12 protein-coding genes and 4 pseudogenes are annotated in these 15,347 nt (G+C 70.4%); 6 read left to right on the top strand and 10 right to left on the bottom strand.

What is annotated here, in order from left to right:
* Positions 1-236: 236 nt before the first annotated feature.
* Positions 237-647 (bottom strand): four-helix bundle copper-binding protein, encoded by a 411-nt coding sequence (locus ACWCP0_RS27015; RefSeq protein WP_451081374.1) that lies wholly within the window; start codon positions 645-647, stop codon positions 237-239.
* A gap of 126 nt (positions 648-773) precedes the next feature.
* Between ACWCP0_RS27015 and ACWCP0_RS27010 the strand changes: the two genes are divergently transcribed.
* The 3 genes from ACWCP0_RS27010 to ACWCP0_RS27000 all read left to right on the top strand — a co-directional run bounded on the left by ACWCP0_RS27010 (position 774) and on the right by ACWCP0_RS27000 (position 3,000).
* The gene (locus ACWCP0_RS27010; RefSeq protein WP_451081373.1) at positions 774-1,355 is read left to right on the top strand and encodes a GNAT family N-acetyltransferase; all 582 of its coding nucleotides are present in this window, start codon (positions 774-776) and stop codon (positions 1,353-1,355) included.
* 417 nt (positions 1,356-1,772) lie between these two features.
* On the top strand, positions 1,773-2,174 hold the full coding sequence (locus ACWCP0_RS27005) for a VOC family protein (RefSeq protein ID WP_451081372.1): 402 nt from the start codon (positions 1,773-1,775) through the stop codon (positions 2,172-2,174).
* 394 nt (positions 2,175-2,568) lie between these two features.
* Complete coding sequence (locus tag ACWCP0_RS27000; protein WP_451081371.1) at positions 2,569-3,000, top strand: hypothetical protein; 432 nt, start codon at positions 2,569-2,571, stop codon at positions 2,998-3,000.
* Positions 3,001-3,986: 986 nt separating this feature from the next.
* Here the strand turns inward: ACWCP0_RS27000 and ACWCP0_RS26995 are convergent.
* Positions 3,987-4,208, bottom strand: a complete 222-nt coding sequence (locus tag ACWCP0_RS26995; RefSeq protein WP_451081370.1) for a hypothetical protein — start codon at positions 4,206-4,208, stop codon at positions 3,987-3,989.
* 336 nt (positions 4,209-4,544) lie between these two features.
* Positions 4,545-5,195: a TetR/AcrR family transcriptional regulator gene (locus tag ACWCP0_RS26990; protein ID WP_451081369.1), complete on the bottom strand. Its 651-nt coding sequence runs from the start codon at positions 5,193-5,195 to the stop codon at positions 4,545-4,547.
* 81 nt (positions 5,196-5,276) lie between these two features.
* On the opposite strand from ACWCP0_RS26990, the gene ACWCP0_RS26985 reads away from it, so the two are divergent.
* Positions 5,277-6,770, top strand: a complete 1,494-nt coding sequence (locus ACWCP0_RS26985; RefSeq protein WP_451081368.1) for an FAD-dependent monooxygenase — start codon at positions 5,277-5,279, stop codon at positions 6,768-6,770.
* A gap of 166 nt (positions 6,771-6,936) precedes the next feature.
* On the opposite strand, the pseudogene ACWCP0_RS26980 reads toward ACWCP0_RS26985, so the two are convergent.
* Positions 6,937-7,104: pseudogene (locus ACWCP0_RS26980) on the bottom strand (IS110 family transposase); the annotation flags it as partial.
* Between the two features lie 368 nt (positions 7,105-7,472).
* Between ACWCP0_RS26980 and ACWCP0_RS26975 the strand changes: the two are divergent.
* Positions 7,473-8,666, top strand: coding sequence for a WD40/YVTN/BNR-like repeat-containing protein (locus ACWCP0_RS26975; RefSeq protein ID WP_451081367.1), 1,194 nt, complete (start codon positions 7,473-7,475; stop codon positions 8,664-8,666).
* Positions 8,667-8,905: 239 nt separating this feature from the next.
* On the opposite strand, the gene ACWCP0_RS26970 is transcribed toward ACWCP0_RS26975, so the two are convergent.
* Positions 8,906-10,816: a nitrate- and nitrite sensing domain-containing protein gene (locus ACWCP0_RS26970; RefSeq protein ID WP_451081366.1), complete on the bottom strand. Its 1,911-nt coding sequence runs from the start codon at positions 10,814-10,816 to the stop codon at positions 8,906-8,908.
* Between the two features lie 306 nt (positions 10,817-11,122).
* Between ACWCP0_RS26970 and ACWCP0_RS26965 the strand changes: the two are divergent.
* Positions 11,123-11,239: pseudogene (locus tag ACWCP0_RS26965) on the top strand (amino acid ABC transporter permease); the annotation flags it as partial.
* A gap of 79 nt (positions 11,240-11,318) precedes the next feature.
* On the opposite strand, the gene ACWCP0_RS26960 reads toward ACWCP0_RS26965, so the two are convergent.
* The 5 genes and pseudogenes from ACWCP0_RS26960 to ACWCP0_RS26940 all read right to left on the bottom strand — a co-directional run.
* Complete coding sequence (locus ACWCP0_RS26960; RefSeq protein WP_451081365.1) at positions 11,319-13,265, bottom strand: ABC transporter permease; 1,947 nt, start codon at positions 13,263-13,265, stop codon at positions 11,319-11,321.
* Positions 13,266-13,354: 89 nt separating this feature from the next.
* Entirely contained in the window at positions 13,355-14,164 is an 810-nt protein-coding gene (modA, locus tag ACWCP0_RS26955; RefSeq protein WP_451081364.1) for a molybdate ABC transporter substrate-binding protein, read from the bottom strand.
* Positions 14,165-14,265: 101 nt separating this feature from the next.
* Positions 14,266-14,661 (bottom strand): TOBE domain-containing protein, encoded by a 396-nt coding sequence (locus tag ACWCP0_RS26950; protein WP_351225898.1) that lies wholly within the window; start codon positions 14,659-14,661, stop codon positions 14,266-14,268.
* A 167-nt stretch (positions 14,662-14,828) separates the two neighbouring features.
* A pseudogene (locus ACWCP0_RS26945) lies at positions 14,829-15,017 on the bottom strand (molybdopterin-dependent oxidoreductase); the annotation flags it as partial.
* Positions 15,018-15,024: 7 nt separating this feature from the next.
* A pseudogene (locus ACWCP0_RS26940) lies at positions 15,025-15,251 on the bottom strand (hypothetical protein); the annotation flags it as partial.
* Positions 15,252-15,347 lie beyond the last annotated feature (96 nt).

The following is a 15,347-nucleotide window of genomic DNA, read 5'->3' as shown; positions in this document are numbered from 1 at the left end:
TGCTGGTCCACATGCAGCCGGTCGGGCACCTCGCCGAAGCAGCCGCGCGGGCCACGCTGGCGGGCGGCGAGCTGGAGGGCATGCGCGTCCAGCTGGTCGCGGCCGCTGCTCTCGTGGTGCTCCTGACCGCCGCCGCACTGCCGGTGTTCAAGCGGCGCGGGGTGACCGCTACGGGCGCCGCCGCCGGCGCGAGCAGACCCCGCTGCCCGGCTGAGCCGGTCCCTGCCCGTCGTCCGTCAGCCGAGGCCGGCGAGCAGTTCGTTGCACGCCTGCTCGCAGGAGCGGCAGGCTTCGGCGCAGACGCGGCAGTGCTCGTGCATGTCCGCGTGGGAGGCGCATTCGTCGCCACACGCCTTGCAGGCCGTGGTGCACGCCTGGAGGATCGCGCGGGTGATGTTGGCGTCGTAACCGGTGTGCCGGGAGAGGACGGCGGCGGTGGCGGTGCAGATGTCGGCGCAGTCCATGTCGGTGCGGATGCACTTGGTCAGATCGCCGACCATGCCCTCGGACAGGCAGGCGTCCGCGCACGCGGTACACGCCTGGGCACAGGCGATGCACTGCTCGATACAGCGGGTGAGTTTGGCCTGGTCGATGTCGCCGAGGTCGGCCGGGTAGGTGGCGAGCATGTCCTTGACGGTGCTGGTCATCGCGGTACCTCCCTGATCCCGCGGGGCGGGCGGGCCGGTCGACCGCCTGCCAGCCCCGGTACACCTCCAGCTAACCCCTGACGGGACGAGCCTGCGCGGGCGCACCGAAGAAGGGCGCCCAGGCACGTGCGGGACCGGATCAGTGGTAGGCGTGGACAACCGGGCCCGCGCGAGTGGTGGCGCCTGGCCCACAACCCCGCCGGGGAACTCGTCGGCCTGAGTCCCGGCCGTCGCCACGGAGACCCCCTCATCGGCCGTGTCGGCGTGGTGCCCGAGCACCGAGGCCACGGACACGCCTATGACCTGCTCGTCGAGGCCACGCACAAGCTCGCCGACGAGGTCATGGACCGTATCGTGGCCGGGACGGACCAGACCAACGTCCCGATGGCCGCCCAGTTCGCGAGGGTCGGTTACACAATCGCCCAGGAAAGCATCGACCTGATACAGCCCCGAGACAAGAAGCGGGTGCGGGACTCGGGGTGTGACAACCGAGTCCCGCACCCTCGCTCGCGAGCTCACCAGGATCACACCGGATCGCGTTCGGCTTCGCGGATCCGCTCCAGCTCGCGCCGCCTCCATGCCGGACACCACCTGGCCAATGGTCGGGCTCCCGTCAGGCTCCTCCCGGCGCCCTTCAACCGCCCCGGTTTTGACGTCAGTTGCTTCGTTCGGGCAGTACAAAGCTCCAGTGCCTTGTACGCGGCGTGAACCCGCGCCTTGGCCGAGCCGTCACGAGCGGACTCGGCGGGCCGTGGCCCGTGGACAGCCGCTGAGACGGCAAGGCATCGGCCAGGCGGCCCGGAGAGGGCCCACGGGGAAGCCGCAGGGCCGACGGTTCGCGACCATCGGCCCTACGGCGTCGTTTCAGCGGACTACCCACTCCGACCTGCGCCTGCAGCACGCGGTCAGCCTGGCGTCGTTCCTGCTCCGGGCAAGATCCGTTTGAACACGGACGAGTGCTCCAGCCATTGCTTCGCCCCCTTGGGTGGGTGCCGAGGCTGTCGATGACATCGACGCTCTGCTGCGGCTCGGCGTTGGCCTGGAGCCACGTCCGAAGTGTGAAGCTGATCAGTACAGTGTGACGTGACCTGTGCCCGAGAGCCTGTTGGCCGTGACGGAGTTGCCATGCCCCCGCAGATGAAGCTGACGGCGATAACACTCGACTGCCCCGATCCCGAGGCGCTGGCCGCGTTCTATCGGCAGGCGACCGGGCTCGAGCCTCACCCCGAATCCGATGGTGACTTCGCCGGCCTCACTCGCGAGGACGGGTTCGTCATCGGCTTCCAGCGCGTTGACAACTACCAGCCTCCCCACTGGCCCGACCCGGCCGCGCCACAACAAGCCCACCTCGACTTCGCAGTCCATGACCTCGACGAGGCCGAGGCCTTGCTGCTGGAGCTGGGCGCGGTCAAGCCGGAGGACCAACCGGGCGGCGACAGGTGGCGGGTCTTTGCCGACCCCGCCGGACATCCGTTCTGCCTGACGCGTAAATACCAACCGGCGTGGGTAAAACCGGCAGGTAGCTGACCAGCTGACCTTCGCCTCCTGCGTTGCCGCCCCCACGACGCAGTTTTGATCAAGGGCTACGAGGGATCGGTCGCCCATTTACCTGCCCCACGGCGAGCCGCGAAGCCGCCCTGGGTCGCTGACCAGAAGCTGAGTCAAGGTCACTGCGAGCGGCCGCCCACCCGAAGACCTACGAGCCTCTCGGCCTGACTTGGAGTTCTGCGCGTTGGGCCTCCAGGAATCTGCGAACCTGCACGCTCCTCTCCGACCTGATCAAGTCCCTCCAGGCTCCCCGTGGTTGCGCTACGATCTCGGCGCTCCGCCCGGCCAGGGCGGGCAGGAGACGGACGACCGGGGGCGTGTAATGAGGGCTGGTAGGGGACTGAGGCTGCTGACACCGCTACTGGTGTGTGGGGTGGCGGCGGTCGCCGCCTGCGGTGGTTCCACCGGCGACCAGGGCAGCGAGTCCCTGGAGTTGGAGAAGAAGTGGCACGGCAGGATCAGCGATGCGATGAGCGCGAAGCCCGACGCATGCAGGGCGGGCGTGGGCAGTGCCTGCGAGGCCCATGCGGCGGCCGTGCACGCGATCACGGAGCAGCTGCGCGAGGACGTGGAGGCCCGTCCGGACAAGGAGCGGTACCAGGCGACGCTGGACGGCACGATGGCCATCGACAAGGACTATGACGAGTACTTCGGCAAGCTGTGCGCCACCGTCCCCGAGACCACCATCGACGCGGCCACGACCCAGGCGTTCATGAACTGCTCCGGGCTCTACACCGCGATCATCACGGGCGCAGGCGACCTCCAGGAGAACCTGCGTCCCTCCGAGAAGTCCGCGGACGGCTGAGCCCCGACCCGGCCCGCTCGTACCACGCTTCACCCCCGTCGCCGTACGCTCCAGTCGAAGCGGCCCGCGCACACCAGTGTGCCGTCGGCGTCCACGACCTCGGCCCGGGTGCTGAGCCCGGCGCGGTCCTTCTCACCGGCCAGCACGGGCCGCAACGCCGCACGGGCGGCCTTCGCAGGAGACCCGGCGGCCCGGTGATTCCTTCACGAAGAACGCCGGGCTTAGTCAGGGCTCAGCCCGGCAGCAGCGAAGGTCATGACGACCTACTAGGTGCAGGTCAGGAGGCTACGTGGCCAACAAGCCGGAGAGAACAGCGCACGGCCATGCCTCCCGCGTGCACCCTCGGCACAGGGCGTAGCCACCGGCTCACCCTTGCGCCCATGCGCGTAGGAGTGCCTACGCGTGCGCGGTTCTGGCGTGCCGTGGTTGCTGTGCTGGCGGCCCCAGGCTGCGAGGGTCCGCGGGTCGGCCGCGCCCGCCACGAAACGGGCCGGCAGGGACTGGGAAAGGGCGATCTCCTCGGTGCTGTAACCAGCGGCTGCCGCCGAGTACACCGGTACCTCCTCTGCGCCCTCCACCGTCTCCAGGCGCAGGTCCATCTGCGCCGGCTCACCGCCCATGCCGGACACCGCCGCGAGCAACGCTTCCACGGCCGTCCCCAGCCGAATGCCCACCGTGCCGCGCACGGGTGCAGCCTCGACGGTCGCAGAGCGCAGGCTCGTCCACGCCCACGCTTGTGAGCCGTCGGGGTCCACCACCTCCAGCCCTTCGGCAGTGAGCCGGACACAGCGCCCGTCCGCGACCGGCGGGGAACCCCACGTACATCGAATCCTCGCCGATCCAAAACAGTCCGACCATCGCCACAGTTCACTCTCCCCCGTATTTCCGGCACGGCGTGCATGGCTATGTGAGGGCGCGGGCGACAAACGCACCCGGTGCTTGTTTCCCCGGCGTGATCGCTGACCGAGGGCCAGGGCGCCTGATCGTCACGGCGGCGATTCGCCCCATGCCTCTGGGCCGCCGCCCCGCCACTCGATCAGCTCCGGATCGTCGACTGCGGTATCGGTTTCCGGCAGATTCGCGCGGCGCAGGAATTCCAGCACGTCGAACAGGTTGTACGCAGTGCCGACCTGGTTGCCGCGGATCGTCACCCGCCTGCCGCCGCTCGGCGCCGGTGGATGAACGATCACGGGTGGGTTCCCGGCCACAGTCCCAGCGTCCGTCCGGACCTGTCCGGACGCATCCGGACAGGCTCGGCCCGACACACAGCTGATCAAGAGCCTGAGCACTGAGGTCGTGGCTGTCTTCTGCTTCTGGGGACGGGGAGGGGGACTACGAGTGCGCGACCCTTCGAGGTTGCCGGCGGCTCCTGTACCAACTGGTCCGCAGCACGGGCAGGGAGGGCGACGCCGAGGCGATCGGCCGTGCACAGCGCGAGATGAGGGCCCGGGTTTGTGTGGTGGTGACAGTCGAGACGCCGGTGGCTGGCCCGCCGGCTGAAGGGCGCCGGGCGACGCGGACGCTCGGTGCTCGGGCGCCTGGAGTCACTGCTGCGGCGTCAGGTGTCGCAATCCGTTCTCCAGCAGCGCGAACGCGTGCTCCGCATCAGTCACCGCACCCGCGTAGCGCGCGTCGGCCGGCTCCCCGTACGCCAGGCGTTCGGCATTGTCCTGTGCCAGCGCCCAGTGGACCGCGACGATCTGGACGGCGGCCAACCGCGCCGTGAGTTCCGGAGTGCCCGCCGTCTCCCGCAATGCCTGGGCGAGCGCTCGTTCGGCGTCGGCCTTGAACCGTTCCATCCGGGCCACCAGTGAGGGCGCGTCGAGGATCATCCGATGGACCCTGCGCACCTGGGGATGGTCGTTGAGCCCGGTGATCGGGTCCCGCTCGCGCAGCCCCTTGAGGAAGTGCTCGCGCACCGCGGTCAGCGGGGCGGTGCGGGCCGGGCGGGCCCGCACGACGCGTGCGATTTCGGTCTCGTGGTCGGCGAGGCGGTGCACCACGAGGTCTTCCTTCGTCGGAAAGTAGGCGAAGAGTGTTCGTTTGGACACTTCGGCCGCCTCGGCTACCTGGGCCACCGAGACCTGGTTGAAGCCGTGTTCGAGGAACAGCGTGATCGCCGCATCGGAGATCGCTGCGTGGGTCCGCAGCTTCTTCCGTTCCCGTAGCCCTGGCTTGCCGTCCACGACATACACCGTAGCAAGTAGCTTTCCCGAGGATATTTCTGCACCTGGTATACATTTGCTCCGAGGCGAGAATGAGAGGGAGTGAAGGCGTTGACGGAGAGCACGACTGAGGTCCTCGTCGCGGGCGCCGGCCCGACCGGACTGATGCTGGCGTACGAACTGGCTCTGGCCGGGGTCGAGACCCTGGTACTGGAGAAGCTGCCCCAGCGCATCGAGCAGGCGAAGGGCGGCGGGATTCAGCCCCGTACCGCTGAGCTGCTGGAATCGCGCGGGCTACTGGAACCGTTGCTGCACCGGGCCACGCCGCGTGATCCGGTCGGCGGGCACTTCGCGGCCTTGCCCGTGCCCTTGGACTGCACACACTGGCAAACCAGGCACCCTTTCCCGCTCGCGATCCCTCAGTGGGAGATCGAGGAAGTACTCGAAGAGCGGGCGATCGCCGCCGGCGCGCGGGTTCTGCGCGGCACTGCCGTCTCAGGGGTCGAGTCGGACAACGACGGTGTGGTCGTGAGGGCGGACGGTCTGCAGGCGCGGGCACGCTACCTGGCGGCGTGCGACGGCGGCCACAGTACGGTGCGGAAACTACTCGGGCTGCCGTTTCCCGGTAGGCCCGGAACCCATCAGGCGGTGCTGGCCGACATCCGCCTGTCCGCCGCATCGTCGCTGGTGCCGCAGCAGACAGGGCATATGAGCACCCTGACACGTCAAGCGGGCGGTTACTGGGCCATGTTGGCCCCTCTCGGCGGCGACCGGTACCGGTTCACCTTCGGGCGCGCGGACCAGGCGGACACCACCAGCGACACCCCCCTCACCCACGAGGAGATCACCACCGCGCTACAGGCCGTGTACGGCCATGAGACCACCCTCGGTGCCGTGGACAACTCTTCCCGGTTCACCGACGCCACCCGACAACTGGAGCGCTACCGCGCGGGCCGCGTCCTGTTCGGAGGCGACGCCGCACACATCCACCCGCCACTGGGCGGCCAGGGTCTCAACCTCGGCATACAGGACGCGTTCAACCTCGGTTGGAAACTGGCCGCGGCCGTCCAGGACCGGGCGCCGAGCGGCCTCCTGGACACCTACCACGCCGAACGGCATCCGGTCGGAGCCCAGGTCCTGCATCACACCTCGGCGCAGCGGGTCCTGGCGGATCCGAACCCGAGCGAGGACGTGGCCGCCCTGCGCGACATCTTCATCGACCTGCTGCGACTGCCCGACACCAACCGCCACATCGCAGGACTGATCTCCGGCCTCTCCCTGCGCTACCCCCTGTCCGGCGATCATCCGCTCACCGGGCAGCGCATGCCGGACGCCGACCTGGTCACCGAAGCCGGCCCCACCCGGCTGTCGGCGCTGTCCGGCTCGGGGCACGCCGTCCTGCTCGATCTGGCCGGAACCGTCCCGACCGACCTCCGACTCCCGCCCCGAATCGACCTCGTCCGCGCCACATGCACCGACGATCTGGGCGCTGCTGCCCTGCTCATCCGTCCGGACGGCTACGTCTGCTGGGCTGCGGACAGCTCCGCCGCCTGTGGCGATACCCTGCTCGCCGCAATCGCCGGCAACCTTGCGAAGATGCCCTGAGCCGGGCGTCCACCATGGCCTGATTGCACTCACGCGATCGGTGGCCCATCCGCACGCCCTGGCCCCAGGGCCTCTCCGGCGGATCATGGCGTGAGCCATAACCGGACGGGGGCCGGCGGTGACGGTGCCGTGGAAGACGTAGGCCCTCTTGATGCCCCTATGGATTTCAACTGGCGGGTGCCGGCACGGGCGGGTTCTTCCTGGGTGTGATGAGGACCTGGTAGATCTCGCGGGCGACGTAGCGTTTGAGGCATCGGATGGCTTCGCGTCGTGTCTTGCCCTCGGTGATGCGTCGTTCCAGGTAGGCGCGGGTGCGTTTGTCCCAGCGGAGGCGGGCCGGACCGCCGCCCGAGGCGGCACCACTGCATCCTCACAGTCGTATCGGGTGGCGACGGCGCGGCAGTCCTTGAGGCGGTTGATGGTCCGTCCGGCCTCGTTGAGGCGCCGGAGATCCGAAGCCCCGGCTGCTGCTGTGCAGCTTGGAGAACGCCCGTGGCTTCGGCGTGGTGCTGGTGCGGTTAACGCGTGACCGCGTCCGATCGGACACGTGCGGCTGGGGAGCCATCGCCGTGATCTGGCGACTCGTGCGGAGCGGGGCGCTGTTCGGAGTCCAGGGTGGGAACCTCGCGGGGGGCTGCGGTGTATGAGAGGTGAGCGGGGTCGAGGGGCGGGCCCGCCGCAGCCAACAGGGGGAGCCAGCCCATGCGCCTGAACAATTCGTCAGCTCTCGTCGCCTTCACTGCCGTCGTCTGCCTGACGGCGTGCGACACCGATGCGGCCGGCCCGGCCGCGACGAGTCCGTCGTCCCATGCGGCTGCCCTGCCGTCGTCTCCTCCGCCCGGCATCCCCTCGGCGCCTCGACTCCCGGGCCATGCCGTGTTCGTGGCGTTCGCCGACGAGCACAGCGGTTTCGCCGTGATGGGGGAGTGCGCGGGCGAGGACGAGGCGGGGACTGACGACGACCACGTGTGCCGACAGCACGTGGCGGTCCTGGAGGACGGAAAGTGGCGGTTGGGCACGTCTCCGCTGCCAGATCTGAGCGGTGGAGACGGCTTCGTCGCCGACATTTTCGCGCTGGGCCCGGGCAGGGCGTTGATCACCGCGGGGACGGGCCGGGACCCGGACCTCACCTGGTTCACCGACGACGGCGCCAGGACCTGGACGAGCGGCACGACACGGGTCTCCGGCACGGTGCGAGCCGTGCCGGAGCCGGCCCAGCTCACCTGGGACTGCCTGAAGGAGAAGGAGGACGGAGATTGCGTCCGTAGCCGGCTCGTCGTGACGATGCCGGACAGCGGCCGGCGCAAGGCGCTGGCCGCCCAGCCTCCGCTGGCCGGCGTGGTGCTCCCCGCGGGCACGTCGAGCGGTGGCGCGCTATGGGCCTCGGGCCTGGACGCCGGGACCGGCAAGTCGGCGCTCGCCGTCTCGTACGACCAGGGGCGCACCTGGAGGGCCGAGAAGCTGCCCGGCCCGAAGGCGACGACACCCGGCTGGGGGCTCCAGGTCGTCGAGGGGCATGACTGCCTCTACGCGGCCGAGCCCGGACAGCTACTGGAGGAGGACGAGGTCAAGAACGGCCTGCGGGCGCTCTATCGGAGCACGGACAGCGGCCGCAGTTGGACGCGCGTGTGGACGTACCGCCCCGGACGGGAGCCTTTGTCCATACTCGGGGACCCCGTGGCCGCCACGGACGGGGGCCTGACGATCCACGGGGAGCGCGGTGTCTACCGGAGCACGGACGGCGGTCGCAGCTTCCGCAGGACCGCCGGCACCGGCCGGCCGGGAGCGCCGTATCGCACTCCGATCGGCTATCTCGGCACCGGCAGCTCCGGCCAGGGCTCGTACGCGGTCTCCGCCGACGGCGTCCACTGGCGCACCTTCACCCTTGGAGGCTGAGAAGCGGCCCGTAACCGCTTGATGCGCACCCGGGTGCGGGTGCGGTTGTGGCGGCCGACCGCACCGGCGAACGCCGAGGGCCTGCGAGCAGAGCGGCATTCATCCCGCGGTGCCGGTCCGCACGTGCGCTGCAGGGCCCCGCCGTCCTCACCCTCGCACTGCCGCAGGGCCTGCTGAGGTTGACGCAGCGGCTACTGCTGCAGTGCGGCTGGTGGGGGAGGGATGTGGAACGTCCTGCGTCATCCGGTTGCGGAGGCCGACGCCGCGGGTTGTTGATCGGGGTGCTGGACGAGCGTGGCGGGAAGTGCGACGTAGGCGGTGACGCCCGTGCCTTCGGTGGGGCGCAGCTCGGCGTGGGCGCCGAGGCGGGCTGCGAGCGTGCCGACCACGAGGTGGCCCAGGAAGCGGGTGGGTGCGACCAGGTATGACTCGCTGCCCGACAGGCGGGCATTGGCATGGGTCAGTTGCTCGGCCGACATGCCGGCACCGCGGTCGACGACGGCCAGGCAGTACTCGCCGGTGTCCCGCCATCCGTAGATCTCGACAGGCTGCTTGGGTGGGCTGAACATCAGTGCGTTCTCGATGAGTTCGGCCAGCAGGTGGGAGAGTTCGGCCACGACGTGGCCGCGGATGCGGCACTCCTCGACGTCCACGGCGACCACCCGCTGGTATTCCTCGACCTCCGCGACGGCCGACTGGACCACTTCGGTGATGGTGACCGTGCCGGGCCAGCGGCGGGGCGATGACTCCTCGCCTGCGAGGAGGAGGAGCGACTCGGCGTTGCGGCGCATACGGGTCGCGAGGTGGTCGAGTTGGAAGAGCTCGGCGAGCGCGTCCGGGTCGAGTTCCTGGCTCTCCAGGGTGGTGATCAGGACGAGCTGGCGGCGAAGGAGCGCCTGGTTGCGACGGCCGAGGCTGGCCAGCGACTCGGTACTGTTGCGACGCAGTACGGCCTGTTCGGCTGCGAGTCCGACGGCCGTGTGCTCGACGTTGCGCAGGGCGGCGGCGAGTCGGCTGATCTCGCGCGCGTTGCTGCCCGGCAGCTGGGGGTTCCGCGGCTCGGGGGGAACGGGTTCGTCCGGGTCGGCCTCCTGCATGCGTCTGACCGCGGTGGGCAGTCGGGCGCCGGCGATCTCGTCGGCCTCGTCGGCCAGTGCGGCCAGCGGGCGCGTGATGGACCGCGCCGAGGACATGGCGAGTGCGATGGCCACGGCGAGGATCAGCGCGCCCAGCGCGAGGAAGCCACCGAGCTGGCTGGTGGCCGCGCTGCCGGTCTCGTCCGCCCGGGCGCGTATCTCGTCGCCGACCTTCCCTTGCACGTCGTACAGATCGTCGACGAGCTTCGTCATGGCGGCCCACCAGCGGGACGGGACGACGGAGAGTTCCGATCCGTCGGCGCCGCGCTCGGCCTGCGCCTCGAAGGCGACGGCGCGCTTGGCCGCGGCCGTGCTGAAGGCGGAGTCGAGCGCGGACTGCTGGGCAGGCGTGGCGAGTTGGGCGAACTGACCGAGGGCGGCGACCCGGGTCGCGCGTACCTCCGTGAAGTCGACGTATTCGCCGGACCGGAAGCGGCCTGCCGCGAAGACGCCGTTGAGTGAGCCGCGCTCCAGGGCGACGGCCTCGGTGGCCCGGGAGACGGCCTGGAGCGCCCGTACGCCGTCGGCGATGCGGCGGTCTCCGATGTGCGCCGTGGCTGACTGCGCGGGAGCCGACTCCGCGTCGATCAGTGTGGTGATGGCGTCGGTGTAGAAGGTCAGCGTGGGGGCGCGCTCGGCGCTGCCGGCGTCGACATCGCCGCGGGTCGTGCCGAGCTCGGCGAGCGCAAGCAGGGCGTCCGTGACGGCCGACGCGGTGCCGGGTGCCTGATCGGCGCTCTCACTCAAGAGCACCGCCCTCAGCTCGGACCGGGCGGCATCGGTACGTTCGCGCTGCGCAGCCACGTCGTCGCGGTACTCGTTCGCGCCGCCCAACAGTCCGTTGGTCAGGCCGCGTTCACGCTGCAGCTCGCGGACGAGCTCCTGCACGGGCGGGAGTAAGCCGACTTGGCCGGCGGTCTCCCGCGCCGCGGACCAGTCGGCCGCGCGGTCGCCGACACCGAGTCCCGTCACGGCGAGGAGCAGGCAGGTCGGCACGGCCAGCACGATGGCCACGCGGCCCCGTATGGAGCCCCAACCGGGGAAGGCACGCGCCTTCGAGGCGTCAGGGCGTCGGAATCGGGCGAGTGCGCCGGCACGGTCGGGCCGGCGGGATGCGGTGGGTAGGTTCCCCGTCATGCCCGACGACGCTACGGGCAGCCGGTTCAGGGAGCGGTTTCCCCTCAGTAAGACATCCGTTCACAGCTTCTCACCCGGCGAGCCGGGGCACCGTGAGGCTCGATCACGCGTGTGGCAGCACCCTCTCGGCTTCGTGTCCAGCTCCTTGGCGAGCTGTGCGTCCGAGGGTGGCTTGTTGCCGAAGCCGTGACCACCGTGCTGAGCGCGGGACAGTTCTACGTCGAGCGGTACTACGCACGCGGTACCTCCCGCACGCTGCCGCCCACTCCGCTGCAGCGGTTGCACGACACCGTCTTGTGACGCCAGCACGGTGCGCTCCCCTGCCCTTCGAAGCCTCGATGGTCGTCGTCCGCCCGGGTGGCGCGCGACGGGGATCGGCTCAAAGGGCCACCAGGGTCGCCTCGGTCGCTTTGAGGCTGGTCCAGACGGGAGTTCCGTCGGCGAGGCCGAGTTCGGCGACAGCCTGCGGGGTGATCTCCGCGACGAGGTCCGGGGCCTGCTCGGAGCTGATCAGGACGCGTAGCCGGCTTCCACTGGTGGTGATCTCCCGTACCGTGCCGGGCCACACGTTGCGGGGGCTGCCGGTGGGCTTGTCGCGGTGTACCGCGACGGCTTCCGGCGCGATGATCGCGAGCGCGTCGGTGCCGACCGGGAGCTGGTCCGCGACGACGAGCGTGCCGCCGCCGGCGAGTTGGATGCCTTCGGCGGTGGCGGTGCCGGGCCAGGCGTTGCGTCCGAGCATTCGGGCCACCCAGGGGGATCGCGGGTGACGCGTGACCTCGGCGGGCGAGGCGTCCTGCAGGGCACGCCCGCCGTCCAGGACGAGGACCCGGTCGGCGAGCGCCACGGCTTCGACGGGGTCGTGTGTGACGATCAGGCACACGCCGCCGAAGCCGTCGAGATGACGCCGGAGGGTGTGGCGGACGTGGGCGCGGGTGGTCTGGTCGAGTGCGGCGAGCGGTTCGTCGAGCAGCAGGAGCCTGGGGCGGGCGGCCAGCGCGCGGGCGAGCGCGACGCGCTGGGCCTGACCGCCGGAGAGCTGCGCGGGCCTGCGGCCGGCGAGGTGCCCGACGCCGAGACGGTCGAGCCACTCCTGCGCCTCTCGGCGGGCCTCGGCGCGCGGGGCGCCGTGAGTGCGCAGTCCGTACGCGGTGTTGGCCAGCGCGCTCATGTGCGGGAAGAGGGCACCGTCCTGCGGGACCCAGGCCACGCCCCTGCGGTGCGGAGGGAGTGCGGTGACATCGTCGTCGCCGAGCCGGAGTCCGGCGTCGGCGCGTGGGGTGAGTCCGAGGAGCGCGCGCAGCAGGGTGGTCTTGCCGGCGCCGTTGGGACCGACGACGGCGATGGTGGTGCCCGGTTCGGCGTCCAGGGTGAGTCGATTGAAGCCGGTGACGTCGGCGTGCAGGGACCAGAGCTCCTGCGGAGCTGTGAGCTCAGTGTTGGTTCGTACGGGGGAGGGGACCGGGGCCGTGTCCGGGTCGGCTTCGTCCACCGCGGGCCTGGGTTCGTGCGAGCGGACGGCGGGCGTACCGGCCCAGCGGCCGCGCAGCGCGATGAGCACGAGCATCGCGATGGCGAGCAGCAGCAGAGAGACCGACGTCGCTGCCTCCGGCTCGTCCTGGAGCAGCAGGTACACCTGCAGCGGCAGCGTCTGGGTGGTGCCGGGGAGGTTGCCGGCGAAGGTGATGGTCGCGCCGAATTCTCCCAGCGCACGAGCCCAGGTGAGGGCCGCCCCCGCGATGAGGCCCGGGGCGACCATGGGCATGGTGACGGTGAAGAACACCCGTACCGGCGAGGCCCCGAGGGACGCGGCGGTCTCCTCGTAGCCGGGTCGCAGTCCTCCCAGCGCGCCTTCGAGGCTGATGACGAGGAACGGCATGGCGACGAAGGTCGCGGCGAGGACGGCGCCCGAGGTGTGGAACGGCAGGGTGATGCCGAACGTGTTCTCCAGCCAGGGGCCGAGCACGCCGCGGCGGCCGAAGGCGAGCAGCAGTGCCACACCGCCGACGGTCGGTGGCAGCACCATCGGCAGCAGGACCAGGGAGCGTACGAATGCCTTGCCGGGGAACGGGACGCGGGCCAGCAGCCACGCCAGCGGTACGCCCAGGACCAGCGACAGGCCGAGCGCCCAGAACGAGACCAGCAGCGAGAGCCGTAGCGCCTCGATGGTCCCCGGCGTCGAGAGATGGTCCGCGAGTTCGCCCCACTGAGTCCGTACGAGGATCCCGATCAGGGGCAGCAGCAGGAACGCGACGGCCAGCAGGGCGGGGATCGCCAGGGTGACCGGGGTGCGGGGGCCGGGTGTGCGACTGCGCATTCGTTTCATCGGAGATCCCTGGGACTCGGGGTGATGGATGAGGGAAGGGGGCTGCCCGTTCCCCGGAACGGGCAGCCCCCTCACGGCAGTCGCCGGAACTACGGCTGCTGGAAGCCCGCATCCTGGAGGATCTTCTGTGCCTCGGGCGAGGACAGCCATGCGACGAAGGCGGCGGCGGCCTCGGCGTTCTTCGACTGCTTCAGCGCGGCGGCCGGGTACTCGGCGACGGCGTTCTGCGCGTCGGGGATCTCGACCGCGTCGACCTTGTCCGTGGCGGTCTCCGCGTCCGTCTTGTAGACGAGTCCGGCGTCGGCCTCGCCGAGCTCGACCTTGCTCAGCACGGCGCGGACGTTCGGCTCCTGGGAGACCGGCTTCACCGTGATCTTCTGGGCGTCGAGGACCTTCTTGCTGTACTTGCCGGCCGGCACCTCGGGCGCGGCGAGGACGACCTTCAGCTTCGTGTCCGCGAGGTCCTTCAGCTCGTCGACCTTGTGCGGGTTGCCCTCGACGGTGGCGATGACGAGGCGGTTCTTGGCGATGACGGCCGGGGTGCCGGTGTCCGCCTTCACGCTGTCCATGCTCTTGGCGTCGGCGGTGACCAGCGCGTCGGCCGGGGCACCCTGCTTCACCTGGGCGACCAGCTCCTGCGACCCGGCGAAGGAGAAGGTGATCTTCGTGCCAGGGTTCTTCTTCTCGTACGCCGCGCCGGCGGTCTTGAAGACGTCGGTCAGTGAAGCCGCTGCCAGCACCGTCAAGTGGGCCTTGGGGGCCCCTTTGGCGGACTCGGTGGCCTTCGCGTTGCCACCCTCCTTCTTGGAGTCGCCGTTGCCGCAGGCGGTAAGCGGGACGAGGAGGGCGGCGGTCAGTACGGCAGCGGCGGCGCGGCGTCTGGTGAGCGTGCGGGACATCAGGGTGGGACTCCATGGGGGACGTGGCCGGCTGGTGCCGTCCGTTGCGGGTGGTGATGAGCCGCGCCGGTGACGGGCGACGCCGCTTGTCGGAGCGAGGGTCAGGTGCGGTCGATGTGCACGCTGGTCGACTTCACGCGGGCGGTGGCCTGCATGCCGACCTCCAGACCAAGTTCCTCCACGGCCTCCCGGGTCAGCAGTGATACGAGCCGGTGCGGACCGGCCTGGATCTCGACCTGTGCCGCGACATCGCCGAGCTTGACCGCGGTGACGATGCCGGGAAAGGCGTTGCGGGCCGAGGTGTAGGAGGCGTCCTCCTCGCCGCCGCCGCTCTGGGCGACCTCGATGGAGAAGGCCGCCAGATCACGGCCGTCGATGAGGCGGCGCCCGCTGTCGTCGCGATGGGTTGCGACCCGGCCGGCGTCCGCCCAGCGGCGCGCAGTATCGGGACTGACGCCGAGCAGACGTGCCGCCTGTCCGATGGTGTAGGACTGCATGCGCGACACGCTAGAGCCATCGATCTGGCATCTGCAACTCTAGATACGATTATCCATCGCAGATGCCAGTCGTATGGGAGAAAGTTCCCATTGATCGGAGCGGTGATGCCGCTGCGGCGTACAGGCGAGAACCCGTACCTCCGGATCGGACGGCTGATGAAGCCGTGAGCGCTGATGTAGCGTGCGCCGCAGCGGTCGGAGGGCACCACGAGCTGGGTGCCCGCCGCGTCGAGGTCGTCGTTGTCCAGGCGGGCCGCCGGCAGTACGGGCGTGTTGCCGAAGTCGGAGTCCATCTCCGCCCACGACACGCTGTGGTGGCCGTCGCCGCCACTGACGGACAGCAGGAAACGGGCTCGGCCGGGTTCAAGCGCCAAGGGCCGGGCTCTCGGCGGCTGAGGCCCGGGCGTGGCGGTCGAGGGCGAGCCAGATCCGGTTCCGGGTGACGGGTCGTTCGGTGAAGCGGGTGCCGGTGGCGTCGCGCAGCGCGTTGGCGAAAGCCGGGGCGACGGGTTGAAGGGGCTCTCGCTCATCGACGTGGCGCCGAGCGGCCCGATGGCGTCCGCGGTCTCCGTGAAGTGGACTTCGGTGCGGAGGAACACGCACGTCAGACGGTGCGCCGCGGCCCCGCGCCGTTGTCGCGGATACGACGGCTGGTTCATGCGGCGCCGGACGTGCCGGACACGCAC

The sequence above is a fragment of the Streptomyces sp. NPDC001970 genome, from assembly GCF_053594115.1.
Note: the sequence above shows the minus strand (reverse complement) of the source record. Positions and strands in the feature narration are given on the sequence as shown.

Coding starts and splice junctions, on each gene's coding strand:
- ACWCP0_RS26975 (WP_451081367.1), top strand. CDS start 7,473: ATGCGCCTGAACAATTCGTCAGCTCTCGTCGCCTTCACTGCCGTCGTC.
- modA (WP_451081364.1), bottom strand. CDS start 14,164: ATGTCCCGCACGCTCACCAGACGCCGCGCCGCCGCTGCCGTACTGACC.
- ACWCP0_RS26950 (WP_351225898.1), bottom strand. CDS start 14,661: ATGCAGTCCTACACCATCGGACAGGCGGCACGTCTGCTCGGCGTCAGT.
- ACWCP0_RS27005 (WP_451081372.1), top strand. CDS start 1,773: ATGCCCCCGCAGATGAAGCTGACGGCGATAACACTCGACTGCCCCGAT.
- ACWCP0_RS27015 (WP_451081374.1), bottom strand. CDS start 647: ATGACCAGCACCGTCAAGGACATGCTCGCCACCTACCCGGCCGACCTC.
- ACWCP0_RS26960 (WP_451081365.1), bottom strand. CDS start 13,265: ATGAAACGAATGCGCAGTCGCACACCCGGCCCCCGCACCCCGGTCACC.